Source organism: Priestia sp. 10L35 (assembly GCF_056395685.1).
Genome location: NZ_JBFTKA010000001.1, coordinates 599211 through 624279, shown reverse-complemented (window position 1 = coordinate 624279; position 25069 = coordinate 599211). Strand labels below are relative to the sequence as shown.

The 25069-nt window shown below is 38.8% G+C and carries 24 protein-coding genes and 1 other annotated feature; all 24 genes read right to left on the bottom strand.

All coding sequences use genetic code 11. The annotated features are described in order from the left end of the window. Positions 1-144: 144 nt before the first annotated feature. Complete coding sequence (locus AC1DEF_RS03235) at positions 145-1452, bottom strand: uracil-xanthine permease family protein (protein ID WP_097824524.1); 1308 nt, start codon at positions 1450-1452, stop codon at positions 145-147. Positions 1453-1608: 156 nt separating this feature from the next. Then, the gene (pyrR, locus tag AC1DEF_RS03230; protein ID WP_013058940.1) at positions 1609-2151 is read right to left on the bottom strand and encodes a bifunctional pyr operon transcriptional regulator/uracil phosphoribosyltransferase PyrR; all 543 of its coding nucleotides are present in this window, start codon (positions 2149-2151) and stop codon (positions 1609-1611) included. 191 nt (positions 2152-2342) lie between these two features. Next, a complete protein-coding gene (locus AC1DEF_RS03225; protein ID WP_013058941.1) occupies positions 2343-3257 on the bottom strand; it encodes an RluA family pseudouridine synthase in 915 nt (304 codons plus the stop codon). Then, on the bottom strand, positions 3254-3721 hold the full coding sequence (gene lspA, locus AC1DEF_RS03220; protein ID WP_013084844.1) for a signal peptidase II: 468 nt from the start codon (positions 3719-3721) through the stop codon (positions 3254-3256). The genes AC1DEF_RS03225 and lspA overlap by 4 nt, the downstream gene beginning before the upstream one ends. Positions 3722-3801: 80 nt before the next feature. Then, positions 3802-4089: a conjugal transfer protein TraR gene (locus tag AC1DEF_RS03215; protein WP_013084845.1), complete on the bottom strand. Its 288-nt coding sequence runs from the start codon at positions 4087-4089 to the stop codon at positions 3802-3804. Between the two features lie 170 nt (positions 4090-4259). Then, positions 4260-7025 carry an isoleucine--tRNA ligase gene (gene ileS, locus AC1DEF_RS03210; RefSeq protein ID WP_097824525.1) on the bottom strand — a complete coding sequence of 922 codons (2766 nt, stop codon included), beginning with the start codon at positions 7023-7025 and terminating at the stop codon, positions 4260-4262. Between the two features lie 70 nt (positions 7026-7095). Further along, positions 7096-7316 (bottom strand) — a binding site (T-box leader). A gap of 69 nt (positions 7317-7385) precedes the next feature. Continuing rightward, positions 7386-7880 (bottom strand): DivIVA domain-containing protein, encoded by a 495-nt coding sequence (locus AC1DEF_RS03205; RefSeq protein WP_013058945.1) that lies wholly within the window; start codon positions 7878-7880, stop codon positions 7386-7388. 84 nt (positions 7881-7964) lie between these two features. After that, on the bottom strand, positions 7965-8738 hold the full coding sequence (locus tag AC1DEF_RS03200) for a YlmH family RNA-binding protein (RefSeq protein ID WP_097824526.1): 774 nt from the start codon (positions 8736-8738) through the stop codon (positions 7965-7967). Positions 8739-8789: 51 nt separating this feature from the next. Next, positions 8790-9059 (bottom strand): YggT family protein, encoded by a 270-nt coding sequence (locus AC1DEF_RS03195; protein ID WP_013058947.1) that lies wholly within the window; start codon positions 9057-9059, stop codon positions 8790-8792. Positions 9060-9062: 3 nt separating this feature from the next. Continuing rightward, positions 9063-9530, bottom strand: coding sequence for a cell division protein SepF (locus AC1DEF_RS03190; protein ID WP_028410770.1), 468 nt, complete (start codon positions 9528-9530; stop codon positions 9063-9065). Positions 9531-9546: 16 nt separating this feature from the next. After that, positions 9547-10230 (bottom strand): YggS family pyridoxal phosphate-dependent enzyme, encoded by a 684-nt coding sequence (locus tag AC1DEF_RS03185; RefSeq protein ID WP_097824527.1) that lies wholly within the window; start codon positions 10228-10230, stop codon positions 9547-9549. 7 nt (positions 10231-10237) lie between these two features. Further along, complete coding sequence (gene pgeF / locus AC1DEF_RS03180) at positions 10238-11059, bottom strand: peptidoglycan editing factor PgeF (RefSeq protein ID WP_097824528.1); 822 nt, start codon at positions 11057-11059, stop codon at positions 10238-10240. Between the two features lie 74 nt (positions 11060-11133). Continuing rightward, complete coding sequence (locus tag AC1DEF_RS03175; RefSeq protein WP_013058951.1) at positions 11134-11388, bottom strand: YlmC/YmxH family sporulation protein; 255 nt, start codon at positions 11386-11388, stop codon at positions 11134-11136. Between the two features lie 348 nt (positions 11389-11736). Continuing rightward, on the bottom strand, positions 11737-12516 hold the full coding sequence (gene sigG / locus AC1DEF_RS03170) for an RNA polymerase sporulation sigma factor SigG (RefSeq protein WP_013058952.1): 780 nt from the start codon (positions 12514-12516) through the stop codon (positions 11737-11739). A 148-nt stretch (positions 12517-12664) separates the two neighbouring features. Further along, on the bottom strand, positions 12665-13384 hold the full coding sequence (sigE, locus tag AC1DEF_RS03165) for an RNA polymerase sporulation sigma factor SigE (RefSeq protein ID WP_013058953.1): 720 nt from the start codon (positions 13382-13384) through the stop codon (positions 12665-12667). A 30-nt stretch (positions 13385-13414) separates the two neighbouring features. Further along, a complete protein-coding gene (gene spoIIGA / locus AC1DEF_RS03160; RefSeq protein ID WP_097824529.1) occupies positions 13415-14338 on the bottom strand; it encodes a sigma-E processing peptidase SpoIIGA in 924 nt (307 codons plus the stop codon). Positions 14339-14614: 276 nt separating this feature from the next. Then, entirely contained in the window at positions 14615-15772 is a 1158-nt protein-coding gene (gene ftsZ, locus AC1DEF_RS03155; RefSeq protein WP_013058955.1) for a cell division protein FtsZ, read from the bottom strand. Positions 15773-15813: 41 nt separating this feature from the next. Then, positions 15814-17109, bottom strand: a complete 1296-nt coding sequence (gene ftsA, locus AC1DEF_RS03150) for a cell division protein FtsA (protein ID WP_013058956.1) — start codon at positions 17107-17109, stop codon at positions 15814-15816. Between the two features lie 425 nt (positions 17110-17534). Beyond that, positions 17535-18293, bottom strand: a complete 759-nt coding sequence (locus AC1DEF_RS03145; RefSeq protein ID WP_016765445.1) for a cell division protein FtsQ/DivIB — start codon at positions 18291-18293, stop codon at positions 17535-17537. Between the two features lie 153 nt (positions 18294-18446). Continuing rightward, a complete protein-coding gene (gene murB / locus AC1DEF_RS03140) occupies positions 18447-19352 on the bottom strand; it encodes a UDP-N-acetylmuramate dehydrogenase (protein ID WP_013058958.1) in 906 nt (301 codons plus the stop codon). Positions 19353-19892: 540 nt separating this feature from the next. Then, on the bottom strand, positions 19893-20993 hold the full coding sequence (gene spoVE / locus AC1DEF_RS03135) for a stage V sporulation protein E (RefSeq protein ID WP_013058959.1): 1101 nt from the start codon (positions 20991-20993) through the stop codon (positions 19893-19895). Between the two features lie 61 nt (positions 20994-21054). Further along, entirely contained in the window at positions 21055-22404 is a 1350-nt protein-coding gene (murD, locus tag AC1DEF_RS03130) for a UDP-N-acetylmuramoyl-L-alanine--D-glutamate ligase (protein WP_097824530.1), read from the bottom strand. After that, entirely contained in the window at positions 22405-23379 is a 975-nt protein-coding gene (gene mraY, locus AC1DEF_RS03125; RefSeq protein ID WP_013058961.1) for a phospho-N-acetylmuramoyl-pentapeptide-transferase, read from the bottom strand. It abuts the gene before it with no gap. A 61-nt stretch (positions 23380-23440) separates the two neighbouring features. After that, positions 23441-24904: a UDP-N-acetylmuramoyl-L-alanyl-D-glutamate--2,6-diaminopimelate ligase gene (locus AC1DEF_RS03120; RefSeq protein WP_043976716.1), complete on the bottom strand. Its 1464-nt coding sequence runs from the start codon at positions 24902-24904 to the stop codon at positions 23441-23443. Positions 24905-25069: the final 165 nt, after the last annotated feature.

Here is a 25069-nt window from a genome sequence, read left to right as displayed (position 1 = left end):
ATTCCCTCCATTTTTGCTTTCCTCGCATTTCTTTATAAAAAACACCCTTTCTAACTTAGAAAGGGTGTAAGAAAACAAGCTTCGTCTATAACGCGCTTTTCACACACCCTTAGAAACCTCTCTGGATTTCAATTAAAAGGCGTTCTATGAAATTTTTCGTGCTGACGTTTCTTGAACGTTTTCTGCTTCTTTTATCTTCTCTTTCGGCAGAACTAGATTCAGCAGAACTCCCATGATAGCAGACAGTGCCATGCTATCAATCTTTACATGTTCTGAGATATCTAAGTGTGCTCCTCCGATTCCTAATACTAAGATAATCGAAGCAATCATTAAGTTTCGTTTTGATCCAAGGTCTACCTTTGCATCCACCATCATTCGCAAGCCCGATGAAGCAATGATTCCGAATAGGAGAATCGAAATCCCGCCCATGACCGGCGTTGGTATACTTGAAATAAGAGCGTTGATTTTTCCGACAAACCCGAACAAAATCGCGAAGACTGCTGCTCCTGCTATCACAAATACGCTAAGCACCTTTGTGATGGCTAACACTCCGATGTTCTCACCGTATGTTGTATTTGGCGGTCCGCCGATCAGCGCAGCAAGCATAGTTGCTACTCCGTCTCCTAAAATCGATCTGTGCAGCCCTGGCTTTTCAATATAATTTCGATCCACAATCTTATTTAAGACGAGAATGTGTCCGATATGTTCTGAGAGTGTTACGACTGCTACAGGTACCATGATAAGCACAATCCCTAATGAAATGGACGGCGTGTATGTGACGAACGGCACGTAGAAGTGAGGTACTTCAATCCACTCTGCTTTCACTACCTTTGAAAAGTCTACCAATCCTTGTGTATAAGCGAAGATGTATCCACCGATAATTCCCATCAGTACCGGAATCAGACTGATAATGTTTTTAAAGAAGATTGAGCAAGCAACTGTTATCACTAGTGTCACAAGCGCAACCATCAGGTAAGTTAAGCTGTAATTTCCTTTTGCATCGTTCATAGCCATGCCTACTGCTGTATTAGCCAGTCCTAAGCCTATAACCATAATAACTGGTCCTACTACAACCGGAGGAAGCAGCTTCATAATCCAATTGATTCCTGTTCCTTTTATAATCAAAGCAACAATTCCATAAACAAGTCCGGCTAAGAAACAACCAACCATCGTTTCTTCAGGTCCAAACGAAGCTTTGGCGAAAATGATTGGCGTGATGAACGCGAACGATGAACCAAGATAAGAAGGAATTTGACCTCTTGTAATGAGCAGGAAAGCAAGCGTTCCTACCCCGCTTGAAATCAAAGCAATTGCCGGGCTGAACCCAACTAGGAACGGCACTAACACCGTCGACCCAAACATTGCAAACAAATGCTGCAGACTCAATGTTAACCAATTTATTGCTTTTGGTTTATCATGTATATCAAGTACAAAATCTCGTTGTTGACTCATATGTTTTTCCTCCTATCACTATTAAAAAACCTCTTTACGCAGAGGCAAAGAGGTTTTCAGCATACAAGGAAGACGCTATACCGCAGTATAGTTTCCCTTGTATAGTGACCCCCCTTTTGCAGCCTCACGGGACTACCATTTAAAAGGGTATATAATTTATTTTTCATAAATAGACACGTGGTCTTTTTCATCTACTTCCATTAAATGCACCGCAATTTTTTCACTTTTAGCTGTCGGTACGTTTTTGCCAACGTAGTCTGCTCGAATCGGCAGCTCGCGGTGCCCTCTATCCACTAAGACAGCCAGCTGAATGAGTTCAGGTCGGCCGATATCAATCAGTGCATCAAGTGCTGCTCGAACCGTACGGCCCGTATATAACACATCGTCTACTAAGATGACGTTCTTATTTGCAATATCTGTCGGAATATCTGATCCTTTTACGAGAGGCTCATCATTGCTTGTCACTTTCGATAAATCATCTCGGTAAAGCGTGATGTCTAGTTCTCCGACTGGCAATGTATTTCCTTCAATTTGTGCAATTCGTTCTGCTAAACGTTTTGCGATATAAATACCTCGCGTTTTAATCCCCACTAGCACACAATTTTCGATTCCTTTATTCTTTTCAATAATCTCATGTGCAATTCGAGTTAAAGCGCGGCGAATAGCCTGTTCGTCAAGTACGGTAGCTTTTACGTTCACTGTTTTTCACCTCAAGTTGTTGACATAAAAAAATCCTCTTGCCTTGAGGCAAGAGGATTTGGTTTTAGATATATTTCTTCAAAAAGGCTATAAATATGCCTTTTCTGCACCGTTTCCTTCTCAGCCTCTCTGGACTGTTCTTAAAGGTTCTTATTAAGTTAATACAAGTATGCCATCACTTATGGCAGTTGTCAACTTCTTTTTTCAATAAGTTCTAGCATCTCATTAAACTCTTTTGGAGCCGGTGCTTCAAATTCCATATATTCATTTGTACGAGGGTGAATAAAGCCTAATACACCTGCATGAAGCGCTTGTCCGTCAATCGGAAGCGTTTTTTTCGGTCCGTACTTCGGATCCCCGGCAAGCGGAAAGCCAATATACTTCATATGAACGCGAATTTGGTGTGTTCGCCCCGTTTCTAGCTTACATTCGACTAGTGAAAAATCTTTAAAACGCTGCAATACAGTAAAGTGTGTCACTGCATCACGACTGTTTTCATCAGTTACCGTCATGCTTTGACGATCTTGCTTATCTCGGCCGATTGGCGCATCAATTGTACCGTGATCGTGCGCAATTACTCCGTGAACGATAGCTTTATAACGACGCGTCACTGTTTTAGCTACAAGCTGACTAACTAGTGATTCATGAGCTAAATCATTTTTTGCAACCATAAGTAAACCGGATGTATCTTTATCAATTCGATGAACGATACCAGGGCGCATAACGCCGTTAATACCCGATAAATCTTTACAGTGAGCCATTAGGCCGTTTACAAGCGTGCCGCTATGATGACCAGGAGCTGGATGTACAACCATGCCGCGAGGTTTATTTACAACAAGCACATCTTGATCTTCATAATAAATATCTAAATCCATTTCTTCCGCTACCACATCAAGCTCTTCTAATTCCGGCACTTCGATAATAATAGCGTCTCCTGTTTTACATTTATAGTTTCCTTTAACGGTTTTATCGTTCACTTTTGCGTGACCTTCTTTAATCCATTGCTGCACTTGTGAACGTGACCATTCTGCATTTACAGTCGAAAGTACTTTATCAATACGTTCTCCCGCTTGTTCTTCATTTATAACTGTTTCAATTACATTCATTCTTTGTGCTCCTTCTTCATTTTCCCTTCAAACAGCGTCATAATAAACATGATGATTACTCCGACGACAAGTGCCGAATCAGCTACGTTAAAAATCGGAAAATCATACGTAAAGATGTATGTATTTACGAAATCAACTACTTCTTTACGGACCACTCGATCAATAAAGTTTCCAATGGCGCCGCCTAACATTAATGCTAGCGCAATACCGAACCATTTATCTTGTTTTTTGAGCTTTTGAATATAAATTATTAAACCGACTACCACAACCACCGTAATGAGATAAAAGAACCACATCTGTCCTTGTAAAATCCCCCACGCGGCTCCTCTGTTACGATGAGAGGTAATGTAAAGAAAGTTTTCAATTACGGTGATGCTTTGTCCATAATACATTTCTTTTACAATCATCCATTTTGTTACCTGATCAATAAGTATAACAGCTAAAGCGATAAGATAATAAAACACAAACGTTTTCCTCCCGCAATAAAATCAAACGAATCCATACTAAAGCATTTTAGCACATAATTCATTTTTTTTCTCGCTTCTCACCATAAAACAAATAAATCTTCATTTGTGCGGGCCGTCGGCATTACTTTTAATTTATGAATAGACATCACTTCGCCAGTTAGTTCATCAATTCCAAACGCACCAACGTCAAGCTTTGCTAACGCGTGTTCTACATCTTTTAAATCGGCTTTAATCATTTCTATTACGTAACGTTCCTTTTCATCTATATAACCAGATTGTTCTGTAGCATATCTCAATAGGCGATCTTGTAATTCTTCTTTAATAAGAGCTAATTCCTGTCCAATGGAAAGATAATTTTCATACATTCAAACGCCTCCTGTACTGATAAGATGAAGTATTAATGATGTTAGGTTTACCGAGTTTTCCATCGAATCTACAACACAAGTTTTTCCTAAGGCTTTAAATGCTTTATACCATTGTATTTGGGAATTTCGTACAGCAAAAAACACGCCCAAAAAGGACGTGTTTTTGTTAATTACTGCTGAACGTAGTGATTTTTTACAACATCCGCACAGCGTGTACATAAAGTCGGGTGATCTTGATCTTGGCCAACTGTTGGTGATACAACCCAGCAGCGCTCACACTTCTCACCTTCTGCTTTACTTACAACAATTGAAGCATAGCTGAATTTTTGTGCTTCAGCAGGTGCTTCACCTTCTGCTACCTCAAGATCTGAAACGATGAAGAGTTGACCTACATTTTCAGAAATAGATGCTAACAGTTCTTTCGTATCTGCTGTTGGATACAGCGTTAATTTTGCTTCTAAAGACTTACCGATTACTTTTTCATTACGAGCCTGTTCTAGCGCTTTTAATACTTCATCACGAAGCTCCATGAATGCATCCCATTTCTCTACTAATTGATCTGCTCCTTCGATTTCTTGAACCTCTGGCATATCAACTAGCTGCACGCTTTCTTCCGTTACATTTGGAATGTGAACCCATACTTCGTCTGCTGTATGAGAAAGAATTGGAGACACTAATTTCGTTAACGATAATAACGTTTCATAAAGGACCGTTTGAATGCTGCGGCGCTCTACATTATTTTCTGCTTCGATGTACAATACATCTTTTGCAAAGTCTAAGTAGAATGAACTCATATCAATTGTACAGAAATTATGCACTGCGTGATAAATGCTTGAGAATTCATATGAATCATAAGATTTTTTCACTTTATCAATTAATTTGTTCAGCTTCACAAGCATGTAGCGGTCTACTTCACGAAGGTCTTCAACAGCTACAGCATCAGTTGTTGGATTAAAGTCCGCTAAGTTTCCTAGTAAGAAACGGAACGTGTTGCGGATTTTACGATATACTTCTGCTACTTGTTTTAAAATGTTATCAGATACACGAACATCAGCTTGGTAATCTACAGAAGCTACCCATAAACGTAAAATATCTGCACCTAGTTGTTTCATTACTTTTTCTGGAATTACAACGTTTCCTAATGACTTACTCATTTTGCGACCTTCACCGTCTAAAGCAAATCCGTGGCTAAGTACCCCTTTATAAGGTGCTTCACCCGTTACAGCTACGCTTGTAGAAAGACTTGAATTAAACCAGCCGCGGTATTGGTCAGAACCTTCTAAATACAAATCAGCCGGACGCTGTAAGTCTTCACGTTCTTCAAGAACAGCTTGATGTGAAGAACCAGAGTCAAACCATACGTCCATGATGTCTGTTTCTTTTGTGAAGCGGCCATTTGGGCTTCCTTCATGAGTAAAGCCTTCCGGAAGCAAGTCTTTTGCTTCACGCTCAAACCATACGTTTGATCCATGTTCTCTAAATAGATTTGATACGTGTTCAATTGTTTCATCCGTAATGATTGGCTCATCATTTTCAGCATAAAATACCGGAATTGGAACGCCCCATGCACGTTGACGAGAAATACACCAGTCTCCGCGGTCACGCACCATGTTATAAAGTCGCGTTTCACCCCAAGTAGGCACCCATTTTGTTTTTTCTACTGCTTTTAATAAATCTTCACGGAAATCTTTAATAGACGCAAACCACTGTGCCGTTGCACGGAAAATTGTTGGTTTCTTTGTACGCCAGTCATGTGGGTATGAGTGGGTAATGAAACTTAATTTTAACAGCGCGCCTTCTTCTTCTAGTTTGTCTGTGATCGGCTTATTCGCTTTATCATAGAATAACCCTTCAAATCCTGGTGCTTCATTCGTCATATGACCCTTACTGTCGACTGGACAAAGAACTTCCAAACCGTATTTTTGACCAACGATAAAGTCGTCTTCCCCGTGTCCCGGTGCTGTATGAACACACCCAGTACCAGCATCCGTTGTTACGTGATCGCCAAGAACAACTAATGAATCACGCTTGTAGATTGGATGCTCAGCTACTACACGCTCAAGTTCTGAACCTTTTACCTTACGAAGCGTCTTATAGTCAGCCCATTCAATTTCTTTAGCAACTGTTTCAATCAGTTCAGTTGCCACTACATATTTTGCTCCATCTGCTTCAACTACGCTGTACTGAAGCTCAGGATTGACGGCAATCCCTTGGTTAGCTGGCATTGTCCATGGTGTTGTCGTCCAAATGATGAATTTTTCATCTTGTTCAAGCACACCTTTACCATCTTTTACGTTAAATGCTACGTAAATAGAAGCTGAACGTTTGTCATAGTACTCAATTTCCGCTTCTGCTAAAGCAGATTCACTTGAAGGGGACCAGTACACTGGTTTTAACCCTTTGTAGATGTAGCCTTTTTTCGCCATGTCACCAAACACTTTAATTTGCTGCGCTTCGTACTGGGGCTGAAGCGTTACATATGGATTATCCCAATCTCCGCGTACACCTAAACGCTTGAACTGCTGACGCTGGCCGTTTACTTGTTCCCAAGCATACTGTTCGCAAAGCTTACGGAACTCAGCTACCGTCATTTCTTTGCGGTTTACTTTTTTATTTTTTGTTAAAGCTGTTTCAATTGGCAAACCGTGTGTATCCCAGCCTGGTACATAAGGTGCGCAGAAGCCTGACATCGACTTATAGCGAACGATAAAATCTTTTAAAATTTTATTTAATGCATGTCCCATGTGAATATCGCCATTCGCATATGGAGGTCCATCATGCAGGACAAATAGCGGACGGCCTTCCGTACGTTTTTGTACTTTTTCATAAATATTCATTTCAGCCCACTGTTCTTGCATTTTAGGCTCGCGGTTTGGTAAATTTCCACGCATTGGAAATTCAGTTTTTGGCATCAATAATGTATCTTTATATTCCATGTTTTACCCTCCAAAAAAAACGTAAATTTCATATCTTTTTGTACCATAACAAAAAGACCTCCTCATCCCAAAAAGGGACGAGAAGGCCTCCCGCGGTACCACCCTAGTAGATTTGCTGCACGCAAATCCTCTTTGCATTCGTAACGTGAATAAACCGCCACTGCTTACTATCATCAGTTCAGCAATGGTACTCTAGGGTGATTTTCACTTTTTTGTTTGTTATCGAGCTCACACCATCCTCGATTCGCTTTGACAAACTAAAAAAGCTACTGTCCCTGTCTCCGTACTGTTTGATATGAAATTTCATCTGTTACCAAATTATATGACAACAAAACGTGAGAAGTCAAGATGATGTCTTGACTAGTCAATTTTTTCTTCTAGCGCTGGCATCTCATAATCCATCAACTGATCCCAGTCGTCGCTGTTTAACATTTCAAGCTGTGCTTCGATTAACATTTTGAAACGAGTTCTAAATACTTTAGACTGCTTTTTCGTCTCCTCAATGTCCATCGCAATTTTACGAGACTTAGACAATGCTTCATTAATAATACGGTCCGCATTTTTTTCTGCTTCTTTTATAATGAGCTTCGCTTCTTTTTCAGCGTTTCGCTTCACATCTTCCGCTGCTTCTTGAGCAATTAAAATTGATTTATTTAATGTTTCTTCGATGTTAGTAAAATGTCCAAGACGATCTGTTAATTCAGATACTCTTCCTTCTAACTCCTTTTTATCACGCATGACTAGCTCATAGTCTTTAATTACTTGGTCAAGAAACTCATTTACTTCATCTTCATCATATCCGCGAAACCCGCGATTAAACTCTTTGTTATGAATATCCAAAGGGGTTAAAGGCATCTAGGCCACCTCCGTGTTGTCTCATTACATCATTAGTAATGGTTTATTCGACATATTTTTAAAATTTCCTGCTAGTAGATTTCTTTATTTCTGCTTTCCTACAACAATTCGCCATTTTTCTTTTTTAGTTTTTCCTTCAAGTGAAACGATACGACTTCTGCCGTGACCACGAAGCGACAAAATATCACCTTCATGACATTCAAAAGAAGACTGTTCAATGACTTTAAAATTTACTTTTACCGCTCCATTTGCAATAAACGGCTGGACTTTTTGTCTTGATAAATTGTGAATGGTCGACAGCAAAACATCAAGCCTCATTGAAGAAACTGTATAAACGTGTTCAATCAGCTCTTCTTTTACCACATGCAGCTGCTCTCTTTGAATAGAAGAAAGTGAAACTTTGGCTTTTCCAATTGATGTTAAATTCATCTCGATATAAGAAGAAATTTCCTCTGCAGCTACAAGCTGAATATCGTCTCCCGCGACCAAAATATCTCCAAATTTTGAACGGCGCAGTCCTAAGGACATCGCCGAACCAAGAACTTGAGGATGTTCAATTGTCACAAACTTTTTAGGATAATTGAGCTCGTACATATGCAACTGAAAATCTTCGCTTTGAGGTACATAGTAATCCGGATATAGCAGCGCGCGCTTGCGTTCAGCAAACGGTTGTCCACCATCAAATGAAACTTGAACCTCTCCTTCAGTCCCGACAATAGCTGTCACAATCTGCTGCTCTCTTGGATCTAAAAAGTCCGTTAATTTTGGGCTGTATTGATGTAGGACATCTTCTTTCCACTGAAGAACCTGGTCAATAAATCCATGTTCTTCTTGCCTAAAATGTTCATAAATAGACATATTATTACTCCTACTATTGGTATGTAAAAAAGGAATCCAGCGATTCCTTTTTTAAATAAAACCTACCACATTATTAAGTGAATACACGCCTCTTTCAGCAAATCGCAATAAAAAGATTGCAACAAGAGGTGAAATATCAATCATGCCAATAGGCGGAATGATTTTACGAAAAGGCTCTAAGTAAGGCTCACAAATACTGCCAAGCAGCTGACCAAACTTAGACGCCCTTACATCGGGTACCCAAGACATCAAAATGTAAATAATCAGTGCCCATGAGTAAAGCCCAATTAATTTTCCAAGAATCCCAAAAACGATGTCCAAAAACTACCACCTCTTTACGTTTGTTGTATCGTGTTCCCCCATCATATCTGAAATGCTTCCGCTTACGTCTACATTATCAGGTGTACATAAAAAGATGTCGGTTCCAATTTTTTGAATGTCCCCGCCTAAAGCATAAACTGTACCACTTAAAAAGTCGACAATTCTCACTGCTTGATCTCGTTGAATGCGCTGTAAATTCACAACTACGACTTTACGATTTTTTAAATGATCCGTAATTTCTTGTGCTTCGGCATAGACGCGAGGTTCGCAAAGCATCATTTTTGATGATTTTTGAACGCTTTGCAAGCTAATCACATTTTGCTGCTGATTCGGCTGCTGACTAGCTTTCGCTGCTGGTCTCGACTGCTGTACGGGCTCTTCTACCGACTCTTCTTGTTCGTAATGTTCTTCTACATATTCAGTATCGTCATCAAGAGCAAAAAAACTTCTAAAGCGATTTTTCATACTCATCTTGAATTACACCTCCTTAACGTTCATTCCCAACTAACGTGGTTCCTAGTCGAATGAATGTTGCTCCTTCTTCAATTGCAATTGCATAATCGTTTGACATTCCCATTGATAGCTCTGTACACGGTGCATATGGCAAGTTTAGTTCTTGTATGCGACTCTGCAATTTTTTTAGACCTTGAAAACAGCTGCGAAGCGTAGACTCGTCATCTGTGTGAGGAGCCATGGTCATCAATCCGACCACTTGAATATTTGTAAATTCTTCAAGGGATTTAATAAATGGAATTACGTCTTCTACAGCAAGGCCATGCTTGGATTGTTCTTCGGCAACATTAACTTGTACAAAACATTTTATACGATGCCCTGCGCGTTTATCAATTTCTTTTGCTAAAGATACTCGGTCTAGTGAATGAATATAGTCAACTTTATCAATCACATTTTTTACTTTTCTTGTTTGTAAGCTTCCGATAAAATGCCAGGTCGCTTTCTCACCGATTGATTCATACTTTTCTAGAAGACCTTCATCCCTGTTTTCTCCAAGATGTAAAATGCCTGCATCCACTGCTTCTGCTGCTCGTTTTGTGGAAACGTATTTTGTTACAGCAATCAGCTCTACATCTTCTCGATTTCGATTAACTTTTTTACACGCTTCAGCAATTGTTTGTTGAACTGCTTCTAGATTTTCACTTACGCTAGCTGTCACTATGTAATTACTCCTCCTTAAAGCCTATGAAGTTAAACATGCGTCCTGTTTTCCCTTGGTCGCGGCGATGTGAGAAGAACAGGTCATCTTCACAGCTTGTACAATACGACGATGTTAAAATTCGTTCCGGCAATACGCCTGCGTTTTGAATCAGCAGCTTATTGACTTTTTTTAAATTAAGCGCGTATTGTCCAGGGCTTACTTCTTGATATCCATTTTGGCCAACTACTTCGTTTACTTGTGTAATGACGCGGTTATCGACAACATAACAGCAATCTTCAATCGAAGGGCCAATCGCCACGTAAATATCTTCAACCGGAACATTTTCTTGCTCTACCCAACGTCGAATCATATTTCCTGCAATATCTTTCACTGTTCCCTTCCACCCGGCATGAGCTAGACCAACTAAATGGTGATCAGGCGCATAGAAGTACAGCGGAACACAATCTGCATAACATAAAGCTAACAAAATATCAGATTCATTTGTATAAATGCCATCCGTTGCTTTTATGCCCTCTTCATACTTGTAGAGTCCTTTTGCACAGTCGGCTTTTGTTACTTTTTGAACAGTTGCTTCATGTACTTGTTCAGCACATACAAAGCTTTCAAAAGACATGTCTAGTTCGGCTGCTAAAATTTTTCTATTTGTAATAACATCTTCTACGTTATCGTTTACGTGAAGCCCTAGGTTAAAAGAAGCAAATGGAGGTTTACTCACGCCACCATTTTTTGTGGTGAAACCAGCAACAAGCATATCATTCTTTTCTACCCAAGGGCTCAGCCACATAAACGACTCGTGATGGCTTTTTTTTAATGGCTCAGGATTCATGTATGTGACACATCCCTTGTTTCATTTCTTCTCACATATTGTACCACAGATTGCTAGGTGCTGTTGACAAAAAACTAATTCTCTTCAGGCTGAAATGCGTCTTTATAACGTACTAAAATGACATCAGAACCAATTTTCACAATATTTTTCCACGGAATCACAATTTCATCATCTTTTCCAAAGAAGCCCAATACACGAGAGCCTCCGATAATGACGGCCTGTATTTTTCCCGTTGTTAAGTCAATATCAATATCCCCTACATTTCCAAGTTTTTTGCCATCAGCTACATTCACTACATCTTTCAGCTGGAATTCTGAAATCTTTAACATGCTCTCTCCTCCTATAGCCAACTTTATTCCTTAGCCTATATATATTTTCAAATTTTGATTTCATGAAGGAAAAGCTTATTTTTTCTCTGCCATTCTCGTTCTATAGGCATTTTGTCCACTAATTACACAGCTTTTCATCAAGAGACATTCTCAACGAGTAGCTAGAAGTCCTCACAGCAATAGGAAACCGGATATGAATATCTTTTGGTCATGTATTATACATTGATATATACAAAATAAGCACCGTGTCTGTTTTTATAGACACGATGCTTATTAAGTTGAACATCAAATAAAGTGAATGGTATTAATTGTATGAACGCGAGCAGCTGCCAGTTTAGATAGCTTTTGTTAACTTTGAATATTTTTATTCATCTGTTTAATAGCAGCTTTTTCTAAACGAGAAACCTGCGCTTGAGAAATACCAATTTCTTCAGCAACTTCCATCTGTGTTTTACCTTGAAAGAAGCGCTTTCGTAAAATTAGTTTTTCTCGCTCGTTCAATCTTCTCATACCTTCTTGCAAAGCAATTTCTTCAATCCAAGTTGAATCACGGTTGCGTTCATCGCTTAGCTGATCCATGACATAGATTGGGTCTCCACCATCATTGTAAATAGGTTCAAATAGAGAAACCGGATCTTGGATAGCATCTAAAGCAAACACAATTTCTTCATGCGGCACTTCTAGGACTTTTGAAATTTCCTCAGCTGTAGGTTCCTTGGATGTTTCACTCATAAGCCTTTCACGAACTTGAAGAGCTTTATAAGCAATATCACGAAGGGAACGAGAAACACGGATTGGATTATTGTCACGTAAATAGCGGCGAATTTCCCCTATAATCATTGGGACAGCATATGTAGAAAACTTCACGTTTTGACTTAAATCAAAATTGTCAATGGATTTCATTAATCCAATACATCCAACCTGAAATAAGTCATCAACAAATTCTCCACGATTGTTAAAACGTTGAATCACGCTGAGTACGAGACGTAAATTTCCGCTTACTAGCTTTTCTCTTGCTGTTCCATCTCCAGCCTGCATTTGTTTAAACAACTTTCGCATTTCTTCATTTTTTAATACGGGAAGTTTCGAAGTATCTACTCCACAAATTTCTACTTTATTTCTTGTCAACTCTTTCCCTCCTAACAGGAGATGATGTTCTGAATTCAGTATCTCCTCCGAAGGAAAAAATATGCACTTTTACAATTCTGACAATTCCACGCTAAAAAAGCTGATTGTATAAGATGCTTCTCAGCCCTTATACAATCAGCTTTTTTACTTAAACCATTTTATTAAATTCTTTTCGCAGCCGTTTAATAATTCGTTTTTCAAGCCTTGAAATATAAGACTGAGAAATGCCTAGCATATCAGCTACATCTTTTTGCGTTTTTTCTTCTCCGCCGGCTAGCCCAAAGCGCAGCTCCATAATTTGCTTTTCACGATCATTTAATTGGTGCAGTGCTTTCAACAAAAGTTTTCTATCCACGTTCGCTTCTAGGTCTTTTGTGATGATATCTTCTTCGGTTCCCATCACGTCAGATAATAGCAGTTCGTTTCCATCCCAATCAATATTTAACGGCTCATCAAATGAAACTTCAGATCGAATTTTATTGTTGCGGCGCAAATACATTAAAATTTCATTTTCAATACAGCGAGAGGCGTACGTCGCTAGCTTAATTTTCTTTTCAGGATTAAATGTGTTTACTGCTTTAATTAAACCGATGGTGCCGATGCTAATTAAATCCTCAATATTGATTCCCGTATTTTCAAACTTGCGGGCAATATAAACAACCAGTCGCAAATTACGCTCAATCAACAGTGAACGTGCTGCTTCATCTCCTGATGGAAGTTTTTTCAGGAGTACTTCTTCTTCATCTTTTGTTAAAGGCGGTGGAAGAGCTTCACTTCCTCCTATATAGTACACTTCATCTGTTTTTAGCTTAAGTTTAATTAATAATTTGTACCACCATAATTGAAATCGAATTCGATATGTAGCCATTCTGTATCCTCCTTTATTTGTTCACACCTTTTACGATGCGGAACTTACTTCTCCAATAACAATGAGCTTCGGATGAACAATACATTCATATTGCTTCTCCACTGAAAGCGTTGTATGACTAATACCTACTAATACTTTAGTGACTTCAATCGTATTGGACTGATGCACCAGCCTTACCATATCTGGCTTTAGAGCAAGAAGGAGCTGATTGGCTTGGCCCACGCTTCGATAAGGGACAAAGCGGACTTTTGAATACCACTCTTGATCAATATCTTCGCTGTGTGAAAAGGATTGGACATTTTTGCTTAATTCCATTAAGCCTTCAGGCAATATTTCTTTTAAAGAATCTGCTGTAACAATCATAACCGGGGTTTTCGTCAGCGGATCTACAAGCTGGTTTCCACTATCAATAAGTCCTTTCATCGACAGAGTCTGTTCGTTTAAAATAACTTCCACATCTACCAGCTGATCAAATGTAATGTTTTTCATTCGCAAATCATCAACTCGTGCTTTTGAAAAATAAGATAATAGCGGAAAACCGATAAGAACAAATATCCAGCTAATAGGATCACCAAACTGTGGAGATTTTGTATCAACCATTTGATTAAGAACAAGAAACTGATCTTGAAATAAAAAGTGAACGCCCATTAATCCTCCACCAACAACAAAGGTTGCAAAATAAAACGTTAATAAATTCTCAAAGAAAAAGCGCAGTCGTTTATAACCAAACGTCATCAATACCATAAAAAAAGAGAATGAAATTTTAATGGCAGGGTGAACCATAAGATGAGAAAAAGGCGTAAACATAAGAAGGACAATTAATGAACCGATAAAGCCGCCAAGCAAAAGCCGCCACCACTTGTAATTCCGTTTAAGTACAACTGCACATAACATTAGTAAAATCGTATCTAACCCAAAATTCAGCATCCATATTAAATCTAAATAGATTGGCAATGTTTATAACCTCTCCATTCTTTCTGAATTTTTCTGTTAAAAATTAGTATATAGTACATCCTATTAGAAAGTCTGTCAGTTCATGCCGAGAAACAAGCAGTATTTTTGAGGAAATCATTCGATATTTGTCACACCACTTTTAGAAAGAAAACATAAACCCTTTAAAGGCATCATATTGACCATGTCGAATGTTTTTTATATTCTTTTTGAGTTTTCTAGATTCATTGCATAAAAAAAGACCTCTGTATAAAACAGAGGTCTTGGTTTTTTATTTTCTTAGCGTCTACGATTACGGTTTCGTAAGAATGTTGGAATATCTAGCGCATCTTCAGACTGTGGCTGAGATGGACGCGTATATTCTTGCTGTACAGGTTCTTCACGCTTTACTTCACGCTTCGGCTGTGGAGCCGGCTGCTGTGTCGATTGCTGCATGCGATTCGCCGATAACGAAGGACGACCTGGTTTTGGCTGTGATAAATCTTGGTCACTAAAGCCAGTTGCAATAACTGTAACAACAATCTCGTCTTTTAGGTTTTCGTTAATAACAGATCCAAAGATCATGTTCACTTCTTGGTCAGAAGCCGAAGCAACGATATCTGCAGCTTCTTGTACTTCGTAAAGACTTAGGTTTGTACCGCCTGTGATGTTCATTAATACACCTTGAGCTCCATCGATAGATGTTTCAAGAAGTGGACTTGAAATAGCTTTTTTAGCCGCTTCAGCAGCGCGGTTTTCACCAGTTGCAATACCGATACCCATAAGTGCAGATCCTTTGTTAGACATAATTGTTTTCACGTCAGCGAAGTCTAAGTTAATTAATCCAGGAACTGCGATTAAATCTGAAATACCTTGCACACCTTGTCGCAATACGTTATCCGCTTCACGGAACGCTTCTAGCATTGGCGTGTTTTTATCAACGATTTCCAATAAGCGATCATTTGGAATAACAATCAGCGTGTCCACTGCTTCTTTCATTGACGCAATGCCGCCTGCCGCTTGAGTAGAACGCTTACGACCTTCGAACGTAAACGGACGAGTAACAACACCTACCGTTAGTGCTCCTAGCTCACGAGCAATTTGGGCAATGACTGGAGCTGCACCAGTTCCAGTTCCTCCACCCATACCAGCCGTTACGAAAACCATATCTGCACCTTTTAGGGCTTCTTGGATTTGTTCCTTACTTTCTTCGGCTGCTTTTTTACCAACCTCTGGATTAGCACCTGCACCTAATCCTCTTGTTAATTTAGCGCCGATTTGCATTTTTGTTTCAGCTTTTGATAAATTTAATGCTTGTGCATCTGTATTAACTGCAATAAATTCTACACCTTGGACGCCATGTTCAATCATTCGGTTAACCGCGTTGTTACCGCCGCCTCCGACACCGATTACTTTAATCGTCGCTAATTGGTCTACACTTGTATCAAACTCCAACATGATAGTTCCTCCTAATTCTTCGAAATTACCAATCCGTAACGTTAATCAAAGAAGTATCCAAAAAACTTCTTCATTAAATTTTGGTCATTTTTCTTTTTCGGCTGCTCGGCTGATTGTTGCGGCTGCTGTGGTTTCGGGCTAGGTTTGATCATTTCTTGCTCAATCGGCTCTTCTTCCACAACTGGCGCTCCAATTTCCCGGCCTTGTATTTTAGCATTTTTGTATGCAAATTTTATTAATCCTACGCCTGTTGTATAATGCGGCTCACGTACTCCAATATAATCAGGCACTGCTATGCGCACGTTATTCTTTAAAATCACTTGAGCTAGCTCAAGAATACCAGGCATCGCTACTACTCCGCCTGTTAAAACAAATCCTCCTGGAATATCTTTGTATCCTAGGCGATTTACCTCTTGCGTAATCATATCTAAAATCTCTTCTAGTCTAGCTTCAATAATATCAGAGATTTCGAGCTGATTAAACTGCTGATGCTGATCGCTTCCAATAATCGGTACACTAAATACTTCTTCTTCAGAAGCATGATCGTAGAAAGCATGTCCATGCTTTATCTTAATATTTTCCGCATCTTCAGTCGATGTGCGAAGGCCAATCGATAAATCCTTGGTAATGTGCTCTCCGCCAACAGCTAGTACATTTGTTACTTTCAAATGTCCTTGGTCAAAGATCGCAACCGTTGTTGAACCTCCACCGATATCTACCAGTGCGACACCTAAGTTTTTTTCATCACGAGATAATGCAATTGAACCAGCGGCTAGAGGCTGTAAACAAATATCACTGATTTCTAAACCAGCTCTTTCTACACAGCGTAATAAGTTATGTAAAACCGTTCTAGATCCCGTTATGATTGTGCCTTCCATTTCTAAACGTACCCCAATCATACCTCTAGGATCATTAATACCTTCTAAGCCATCTACAATAAATTGCTTTGGAATAACATCAATGATTTCACGATCTGGCGGGATAGACATGACTTGAGCAGCATCAATTACTCGATGAATATCTTCGTTTGTAATTTCACGATTCTCGCTTGACACGGCTACTACTCCGTGACAATCCTGTAAAAATACATGATTTCCGCTTATGCCCACTACAACCTTTTTAATTGTAATGCCTACCATTCGTTCAGCTTGTTCTACTGCTTTTCTAATAGATTGAACTGTTGCATCTATATCAACGATAGAACCTTTTTTTAGTCCGTGTGATTTAACATTCCCTACACCAATGATATTCAATGAATCGTTACTCATCTCTCCGATGATTACTTTCACACTGGATGTACCGATGTCTAAACTAACGTATATTTCATTGCTGTTCATTCTTTGGCACCTCCTTTTTCTTTCTGCACATGTCATCTTAATAAATTAAGAAGAACAACAATATTAATTTTTTATTATATGAAAATATTCAACAAATACATCTGTTTCCCTTTTGTAAAATCAATTTTTTTCAAGTTTTTCACAGACTTTATCTCTTTCAAAGAACAAAACGTTCTGGTTTTGACTTTTTTTTAGATTTAAGCCTAAAATTCACTGAAAAAAGCTATTTAACTACAAGTCTACACTAAGATGTACACTGAGAAAAGCGAAACTTACCTAGAACAAATATTACATTTCCATTTCACAGCAACGGAGAAGAAAATCATATGTATGCAGAATACTTGCATGTGATTATACAATGTACGAGGGCTAGTTTGCCAGTCTCAACTCATCTATTTCCTTTAATTAACACTTATAAAAAATAATTACTGCTTGCTCTTTTTATAAGGTTTAAATGCATATCCTTCTTCTAAATCAATAATACCTTTTTGATCATCACTTAATTTACTTGCAATAGCTGGGTAATGAACAATTTTATCAGAGAAGTTGCTAATTTTCCCGCTTACTTCACGCGTATCATTCATAAACACCTCGATGTGAAGAGGTTCTGATTTTGTCGGCGCGTAGTAAATCTCAGAAATAGCCCCTTTTATGCTCTTAGGCGTTTTAGCTAATTCTTGAACCATGCTTTGTATAGCGTCTCCGTCTTTCCAGTCAATTAGCAGTGGAGCGTCGGATGACACTTTCTTAGCACTTACTTCTTTTAGAACTTTTCCATTTTCATTCACAGGGAAATATTTATTCCCCGAGGTTACATATGCAATTCTTGCGTACTCTTTTACGTCGATTACGACCTTATTAGGAAATGTTTTGTGAATGACAGCTTCCTTTACCTCAGGGTTTTTTTCGACTTTTTCTTGAATTTGATCAGCATCAGCTTTCCAGTAGCTGGTTTTTTTGGACAGACCACTCGCTTTGACAATATCCTTATCACTTACATGTTTATTCCCTTGTACTTCAATGTTAGAAACATTACTCAGAGAAGATTGAGAATATACAATAAATAAAATAAGGATGAAAAAGAGTGATAAATACAAAATCAGCCGTCTATTTGCTTTTTGCTTTCGCTGTTCTTGCAGCTTCGGTACCCGATCTTCTAAAACAATTAACTTACCTTTTTCCATTTTTTTCACCCTTATCCATTTGAGAAAATAAACGAGGAATTACCATCTATTTATTTCCAATCTTTGCTTCATGAGAATATCCCCATTATAGCATAGAATAAACACATAAAAGCTACCTTTTCACGCATAACCATACAGCCACGGGCTGGGTAATTAGCGACCAATAATCTCAACTTCTGTATGAATATCAATATCGAATTTCTCTTTAATTGTTTTCTTAACATGAGCAATTAAATTCAGCACATCTGAAGCCGTTGCATCTCCTGTGTTGACAATGAAGTTCGCATGCTGTTCACTAATTTGCGCTCCGCCTACTGAAAAACCTTTTAAGTTGGACTTTTCAATTAAGTCTCCTGCATAATTTGGAAGCGGATTTCTAAAAATACTGCCTGCACAAGGGAAATTCCAAGGCTGTGTTTCACGGCGATAGTCTTTATTTTTCTGCATGACCGCCACAATATCATCTTTCGTTCCCTTTTTCAAACGCAGCACGGCTTCTACACATACTCCGGGACGGTCTTTTTGTAGAATTGAATGACGATACGAAAATTGAAGCTCTTCATTTGTCAGCCACTCAAGAGTGCCATCTTCAAATAAAATCAGCGCTTTTTCGACTACATGAGACATATCAGAACCATGGGCACCTGCATTCATATAAACAGCGCCTCCCACAGATCCAGGAATTCCACTTGAAAACTCCAGCCCAGACAGGCCTTGTTTTGTAATAACTGTTGCAAGCTTGATGCTAGGGTATCCCCCACCTACAGTAACCGTCTCTCCATCTACTGTTAAATCATCTAATCCGGCTCCGAGCTTAATGACCACACCTTCAATTCCCTTATCAGAAACAAGAAGATTAGATCCTCGACCAATCGCTCTCCATTTCACGCCGTGTTTTTTAATAATATCCATTGTAACTTTTAAGTGATCAACAGAATCAGGTTCTACAAGCACATCTGCTGGACCACCAATTTTCATTGTTGTATGTTTTGCTAGCGGTTCATTTTCACGAACCTTTCCAATATTCGCTTCGACTAACTCTTTTACTAACGCTTCCATAAGAACCTCCTAAAACCCTCTTTGCTGTTATAAAACTTTCATGTCAATGCGCCCTTACTTCTAATGCATAAGAATAATAAGAACAGATTCATAACTAAGCAGTAGCACCTTGTAAGATACCTTTTTTCTACCAAGGCACTCTATTCTGTTGTCAATTTCATCATTTTTATTTATCGTATGACATTCACCCATAGAATGTACGTTCATCTGCTATATAAAGTAATTTTGATTGTTTTTTTATCGTTTTTCATTTAGAAGTTAAACACATGCTGACAGTCATAAAAAAACGCTACGCTCATAAGTGAACATACGTTCACCTGCTCACTAAGATAAAACATTTAACCTTACACATCATACCATAGTTGGACTCAAAATTGGTTATCACAACATTACATTTTAAAAACATTTCATACAAAAATATCATCTACCTGTAAAAAATCGAAAATAAACCGCCAACAAAATCCGGCGTGCACTTGGATTTAAGATGACGGTTTACTTCAGTAGACCATTGCCTACTTGACATTATACAATTTTTTTCAATTAATAGCGAGAATATCTACTAACATTTAACAAAACTCCAACTGCTGCCAGCATGAGCGTCAGCGATGATCCGCCGTAACTTAAAAATGGAAGCGTAATTCCCGTAACAGGCATAAGACCTGTTACCACTCCTATATTAATCATGACTTGAATCGCAACCATTGAAATAATTCCTAAGGCTAAAAACGTTCCGTAAAGATCAGGAGCTCCGAGCGCTACTTTAATTCCTCTCCAAAGCAATAAGCTAAACAAAAGCAAAACAAGCGTTCCCCCGATGAAACCGAGCTCTTCTGCCAGAATAGCAAAAATAAAATCAGTTTGAGGCTCCGGCAAATAAAAGAACTTTTGTCTACTTTGCCCTAACCCTAATCCAAGCAATCCCCCTGGCCCAATTGCATAAAGAGATTGAATGATTTGAAACCCGCTTCCAAGCGGATCTTCCCAAGGATTTAAAAATGAAGTGATGCGTTTAATCCGATAAGGAGCCGATAAAACAAGCCCTACAAAACCGGCAACGCCAAGCAACCCAAGACCTGCAAAGTGACTTACTTTTGCTCCTGAAACAAAAATCATGACTAAACAAGTTCCAACAAGCACCGTTCCCGTTCCTAAATCCGGCTGCATCATAATAATGCCAAACGGTAAGAAAACCAGTAATAACGCCGGTAACATGCCTTTTCTAAAAGATGTAATTTTCTTCTGGTTTTCTGATAAATATTTCGCTAAAAATATAATCATAGCAAACTTCATAAATTCTGAAGGCTGAATCGAAAACGCTCCAACTCCTATCCAACTTTGCGACCCATTCCGTACTAGCCCTACTCCCGGAATCAATACAAGTACCAGCATAACAAAGCAAATGATTACAATTGGCTTCGCCCACGTACGCCACATCCAATAATCAATATTCATGATGACAAACATCGCGCATACTCCAAGCCCTGCAAATAAGAGCTGGCGTTTAGCAAAGAAAAAAGAATCATTAAACTTGTATGTAGCCCATACCGCACTTGCGCTGTATACCATGATAAGGCCGATGGTTAGCAAGGAAAGCGTAACGATTATAAGAAAAAAATCTGGGGTAGACCTTTTTGTCGACACTGTCACACACCTCTAAAAATAGATTAGGGCTAGTGTATTTTCTAGGTGTTTAGACAAGCCCTTATTTCAGTTTATGCACAGATTCAATAAAGATGTCACCACGTTCTTCAAAAGTTTTAAATTGATCCCAGCTTGCACAAGCAGGAGATAATAAAATAACATCTTCTTCATCTGAACAAGCATATGCTTCTGAAACTGCTTGTTTAACATTATCGACACGTTTTACAATTTGTATTCCCGCTTCTTTTGCTACGCGTTCAATTTTAGGAGCCGTTTCACCAAACGTAATCACAGCTTTCACATTTTTAAACTCTTCTTTTAAATCATCAAACTCATTGCCGCGATCGAGTCCACCTGCAAGTAGAATGGTCGGCTGCGAAAAAGCGGAAAGAGCTACTTTTGTAGCAAGCATATTCGTAGCTTTAGAGTCATTATAAAACTTACGTTTGTTGATTGTCGTGACATATTGAACGCGATGTTTAACACCAGCAAACGTTGTGAGCACGCGGTAGATAGCTTCATTTGAACAGCCGTACAGCTTCACAACGGATACAGCTGCTAAAATGTTTTCTTGATTATGTTTGCCTGGCAGCACCACATCTTTTAAAGACATCACTTCTTCATCTTTAAAGAAAATGGTTTCGTTTTTAATATACGCTCCTTCTGTCGTTTGAGCTGTAACAGAAAAAGGTACTTTTGTCGCTTTAACATCTGCACTAGCTTTCATCACTAGTTCATCATCCGCATTAATAACGGCAAAGTCTTCACTTGTTTGATTGTTAAAGAGATTTGCTTTCGCTTTGATATATTCCTCTTTTGTGCCATGATAGTCTAAGTGAGCATCAAACAAATTCAATAATAAAGAGATTCTCGGACGGAATGTTTCAATTCCCATCAGCTGAAAAGAAGAAAGCTCCGTTACAATTACATTGTCCTTTGTTGCTTTTTGCGCCACTTCACAAGCTACTGTTCCAATATTTCCAGCAATCAACGGCTGCTTTTGATCTTCTTCTAACATTTTATAAATTAGCGTTGTTGTTGTTGTTTTCCCATTGCTTCCCGTAATTCCGATAAAAGGCGCTTCGCTAATTTCATAAGCCAATTCTACCTCTGTTAAAATCGGAATATTTCGCTTTAATGCTTCTTGCAATAGAACATTTGAATACGGAATCCCAGGGTTTTTTACAATAACATCCGCTTTGTCTAAAAGCTCAAGCGGGTGATGTCCACAGACAACTTCAATGCCCGTTTTTTCTAATTCCTGTGCTGCTACGTTCTCTTCGTACGGTTTTTGATCATTAACGACTACTTTAGCACCAAGCTGTTTAACTAACTGAGCGGCTGCTAAACCGCTCTTGGCTAATCCTAAAATAAGTACTTGTTTACCTTGATACGTATTGACTGATTTCATTTAAATCCACACCTCGATATAAATTCCAAGCATTGCAAATAATAGTCCTACAGCCCAAAAAGTCATAACTACGCGCCATTCCGACCAGCCGCTTAGCTCGTAATGGTGATGAAGCGGGCTCATTTTAAACACACGTTTTCCTGTTGTTTTGAAAGATGCGACTTGAATAATAACAGATAGTGTTTCAATAACAAACACACCACCGATAATAACAAGCAAGAATTCCATTTTCATTAAGACAGCCACCGTAGCGATAGCTCCTCCTAGCGCTAAAGAACCCGTATCTCCCATAAATACTTTTGCAGGATGGGCATTAAAAACTAAAAATCCTAACACAGCTCCTACTACAGCAACTGAGAAAATAGATAGTTCAAACTGCTCTGCATTCCAAGCAAGAACTGCAAATGCACCAAAAGCAATCGCACTTGTACCAGATACAAGTCCGTCTAATCCATCCGTCAAGTTAACCGCGTTTGAAAAACCAACAAGCCAGATGATGAGGAAAACAACATAAAACCAACCTAAATCGATTGGGTCTTTAATTCCAGGAATCGTCACTTCAGTTGAAAACTCAAACTGTCTTGCAATAAAGTAAAAAATAATTGAAATGACAACCTGACCTAAAAACTTTTGTTTAGATGTTAATCCAAGGTTACGCTTTAACACTACTTTTATAAAATCATCTAAAAATCCTAATAAACCAAATCCGATTGTGACAAATAATAATAGAAACGTCTTATATGTAAGTTCTGCATACTGATTGACCATAATAAGAGTTGCCACAATAATAGATAATAAAATCATGATACCGCCCATTGTAGGTGTACCTGATTTTTTCTGGTGAGATTTCGGGCCTTCATCACGAATACTTTGACCAAACTTTAATCTTCTTAAGAAGGGAATAAAAATCGGCGACAATACAACCGTAATCAAAAAGGCTACGCCGATTGTCAATAAAATTGATTGTTCTAGCACGATGTTCCCTCCTTAACTTCCAACTCATTCCGACTCATTTTGTTCTCTACCCATTTCATTACTACTTTCGCTCCTCAATCATTTTGCGTGCTACTTCTCGATCGTCAAAATCGAATACTTTTTTACCAATAATTTGATAGGTCTCGTGCCCTTTTCCAGCAATGACAATAACATCATCTGCATGCGCTGTTTCCACTGCATAGCGAATAGCTTCTGCACGATCAGCAATCGTCACATAGTTATCTGTATCCAAACCTTCTTCCATATCTTTTAAAATAGCCAATGGATCTTCACTTCGTGGATTATCAGATGTCAAAATAGCTTGTGTACTGTATTCAGCTGCAATTCGAGCCATGATTGGTCGTTTTGTACGATCTCGATCTCCGCCACAACCAACAATAACATATATATTGCGTTTTGCGAATTCTTTTACAGTTTTTAACACGTTCTCTAAGCTGTCCGGCGTGTGGGCATAATCAACGATAACCGTAAAATCTTGCTCCGCATCAACCACTTCAAAACGCCCAGATACGCCTTCTAACACTTTTATTTCCTCGACAATAACTGACAGAGGGATACCTGATACTAAACATGAAGCCGTAGCCGCTAATACGTTGTAGACGCTGAATTTCCCAATAAGCTTCATCTCTACACGAACCGTTTCTGTCGGTGTTGTCAAGTCGAACGTTGTGCCGCTGTTTGTAATTTGAATATTGGTTGCACGAATATCACTTTCACGGTCAATACCATAGGTAATCACTGTAGCGGCCGTGTTTTTAATATATTCCTCGGTTGCCGCATCATCAGCATTAAGAACAGCAAATTTAGGACGATTATGGTTATAAGCGTTTCCTAACTGTGCAAATAGCAACCCTTTCGCACGACGATAATCTTCCATTGTATGATGATAATCCAGGTGATCTTGCGTTAAGTTACTAAATACCGCAACATCAAAGTCGCACCCGTGTACGCGTCCTAAGTCAAGTGCATGAGATGATACTTCCATCATCGCTACTTCTACATTCTCCTCCACCATTTGGTGAAATGTTTTTTGGAGCGTCAGCGATTCAGGCGTTGTGTTTTTCACATCATAAGACGTATCACCAATACGAATTTCAATCGTTCCAATTAGACCCGTCTTTTTATGTTGTGATTTAAAGATATGCTCAATTAAATGTGTAATCGTTGTTTTTCCATTTGTGCCTGTTACACCAATTAAATGCATTTTTTGTGTAGGCTGATTGTAGAAAGCATCCGCTAGCACTGCCATTGCTCGTTTTGTACTCTTCACGCGTACAACAGGCACTTCTACATCCACAGGCTTTTCTGCTAAGATTGCTACTGCCCCTTTTTCCACAGCCATCTGTGCAAAGTTATGACCATCAACTGTATAGCCGTCTATACAAATGAACAATGCTCCGGGCTTAACTTCTCTTGAATCCATTTCAATTGACGTAATATCAATATTCTGTTCAGGAAGCTGAACAAAATCATGTAAATGTGTTAGTAGTTCTCGTAAATCCATTCCTACCATGTCCTCTCTATTTGTAAAGTGAAACGTTTGTTATAAGACGCTATGGCAACTATTCTTCTTTTTCTAGCACCTAACCTATTACATTTTACAGAAAAAGAAGCCCGGAGGGAACACCCCCAAGGCTTATTTGTTGATTTCATGTTCACACGCAGAGTA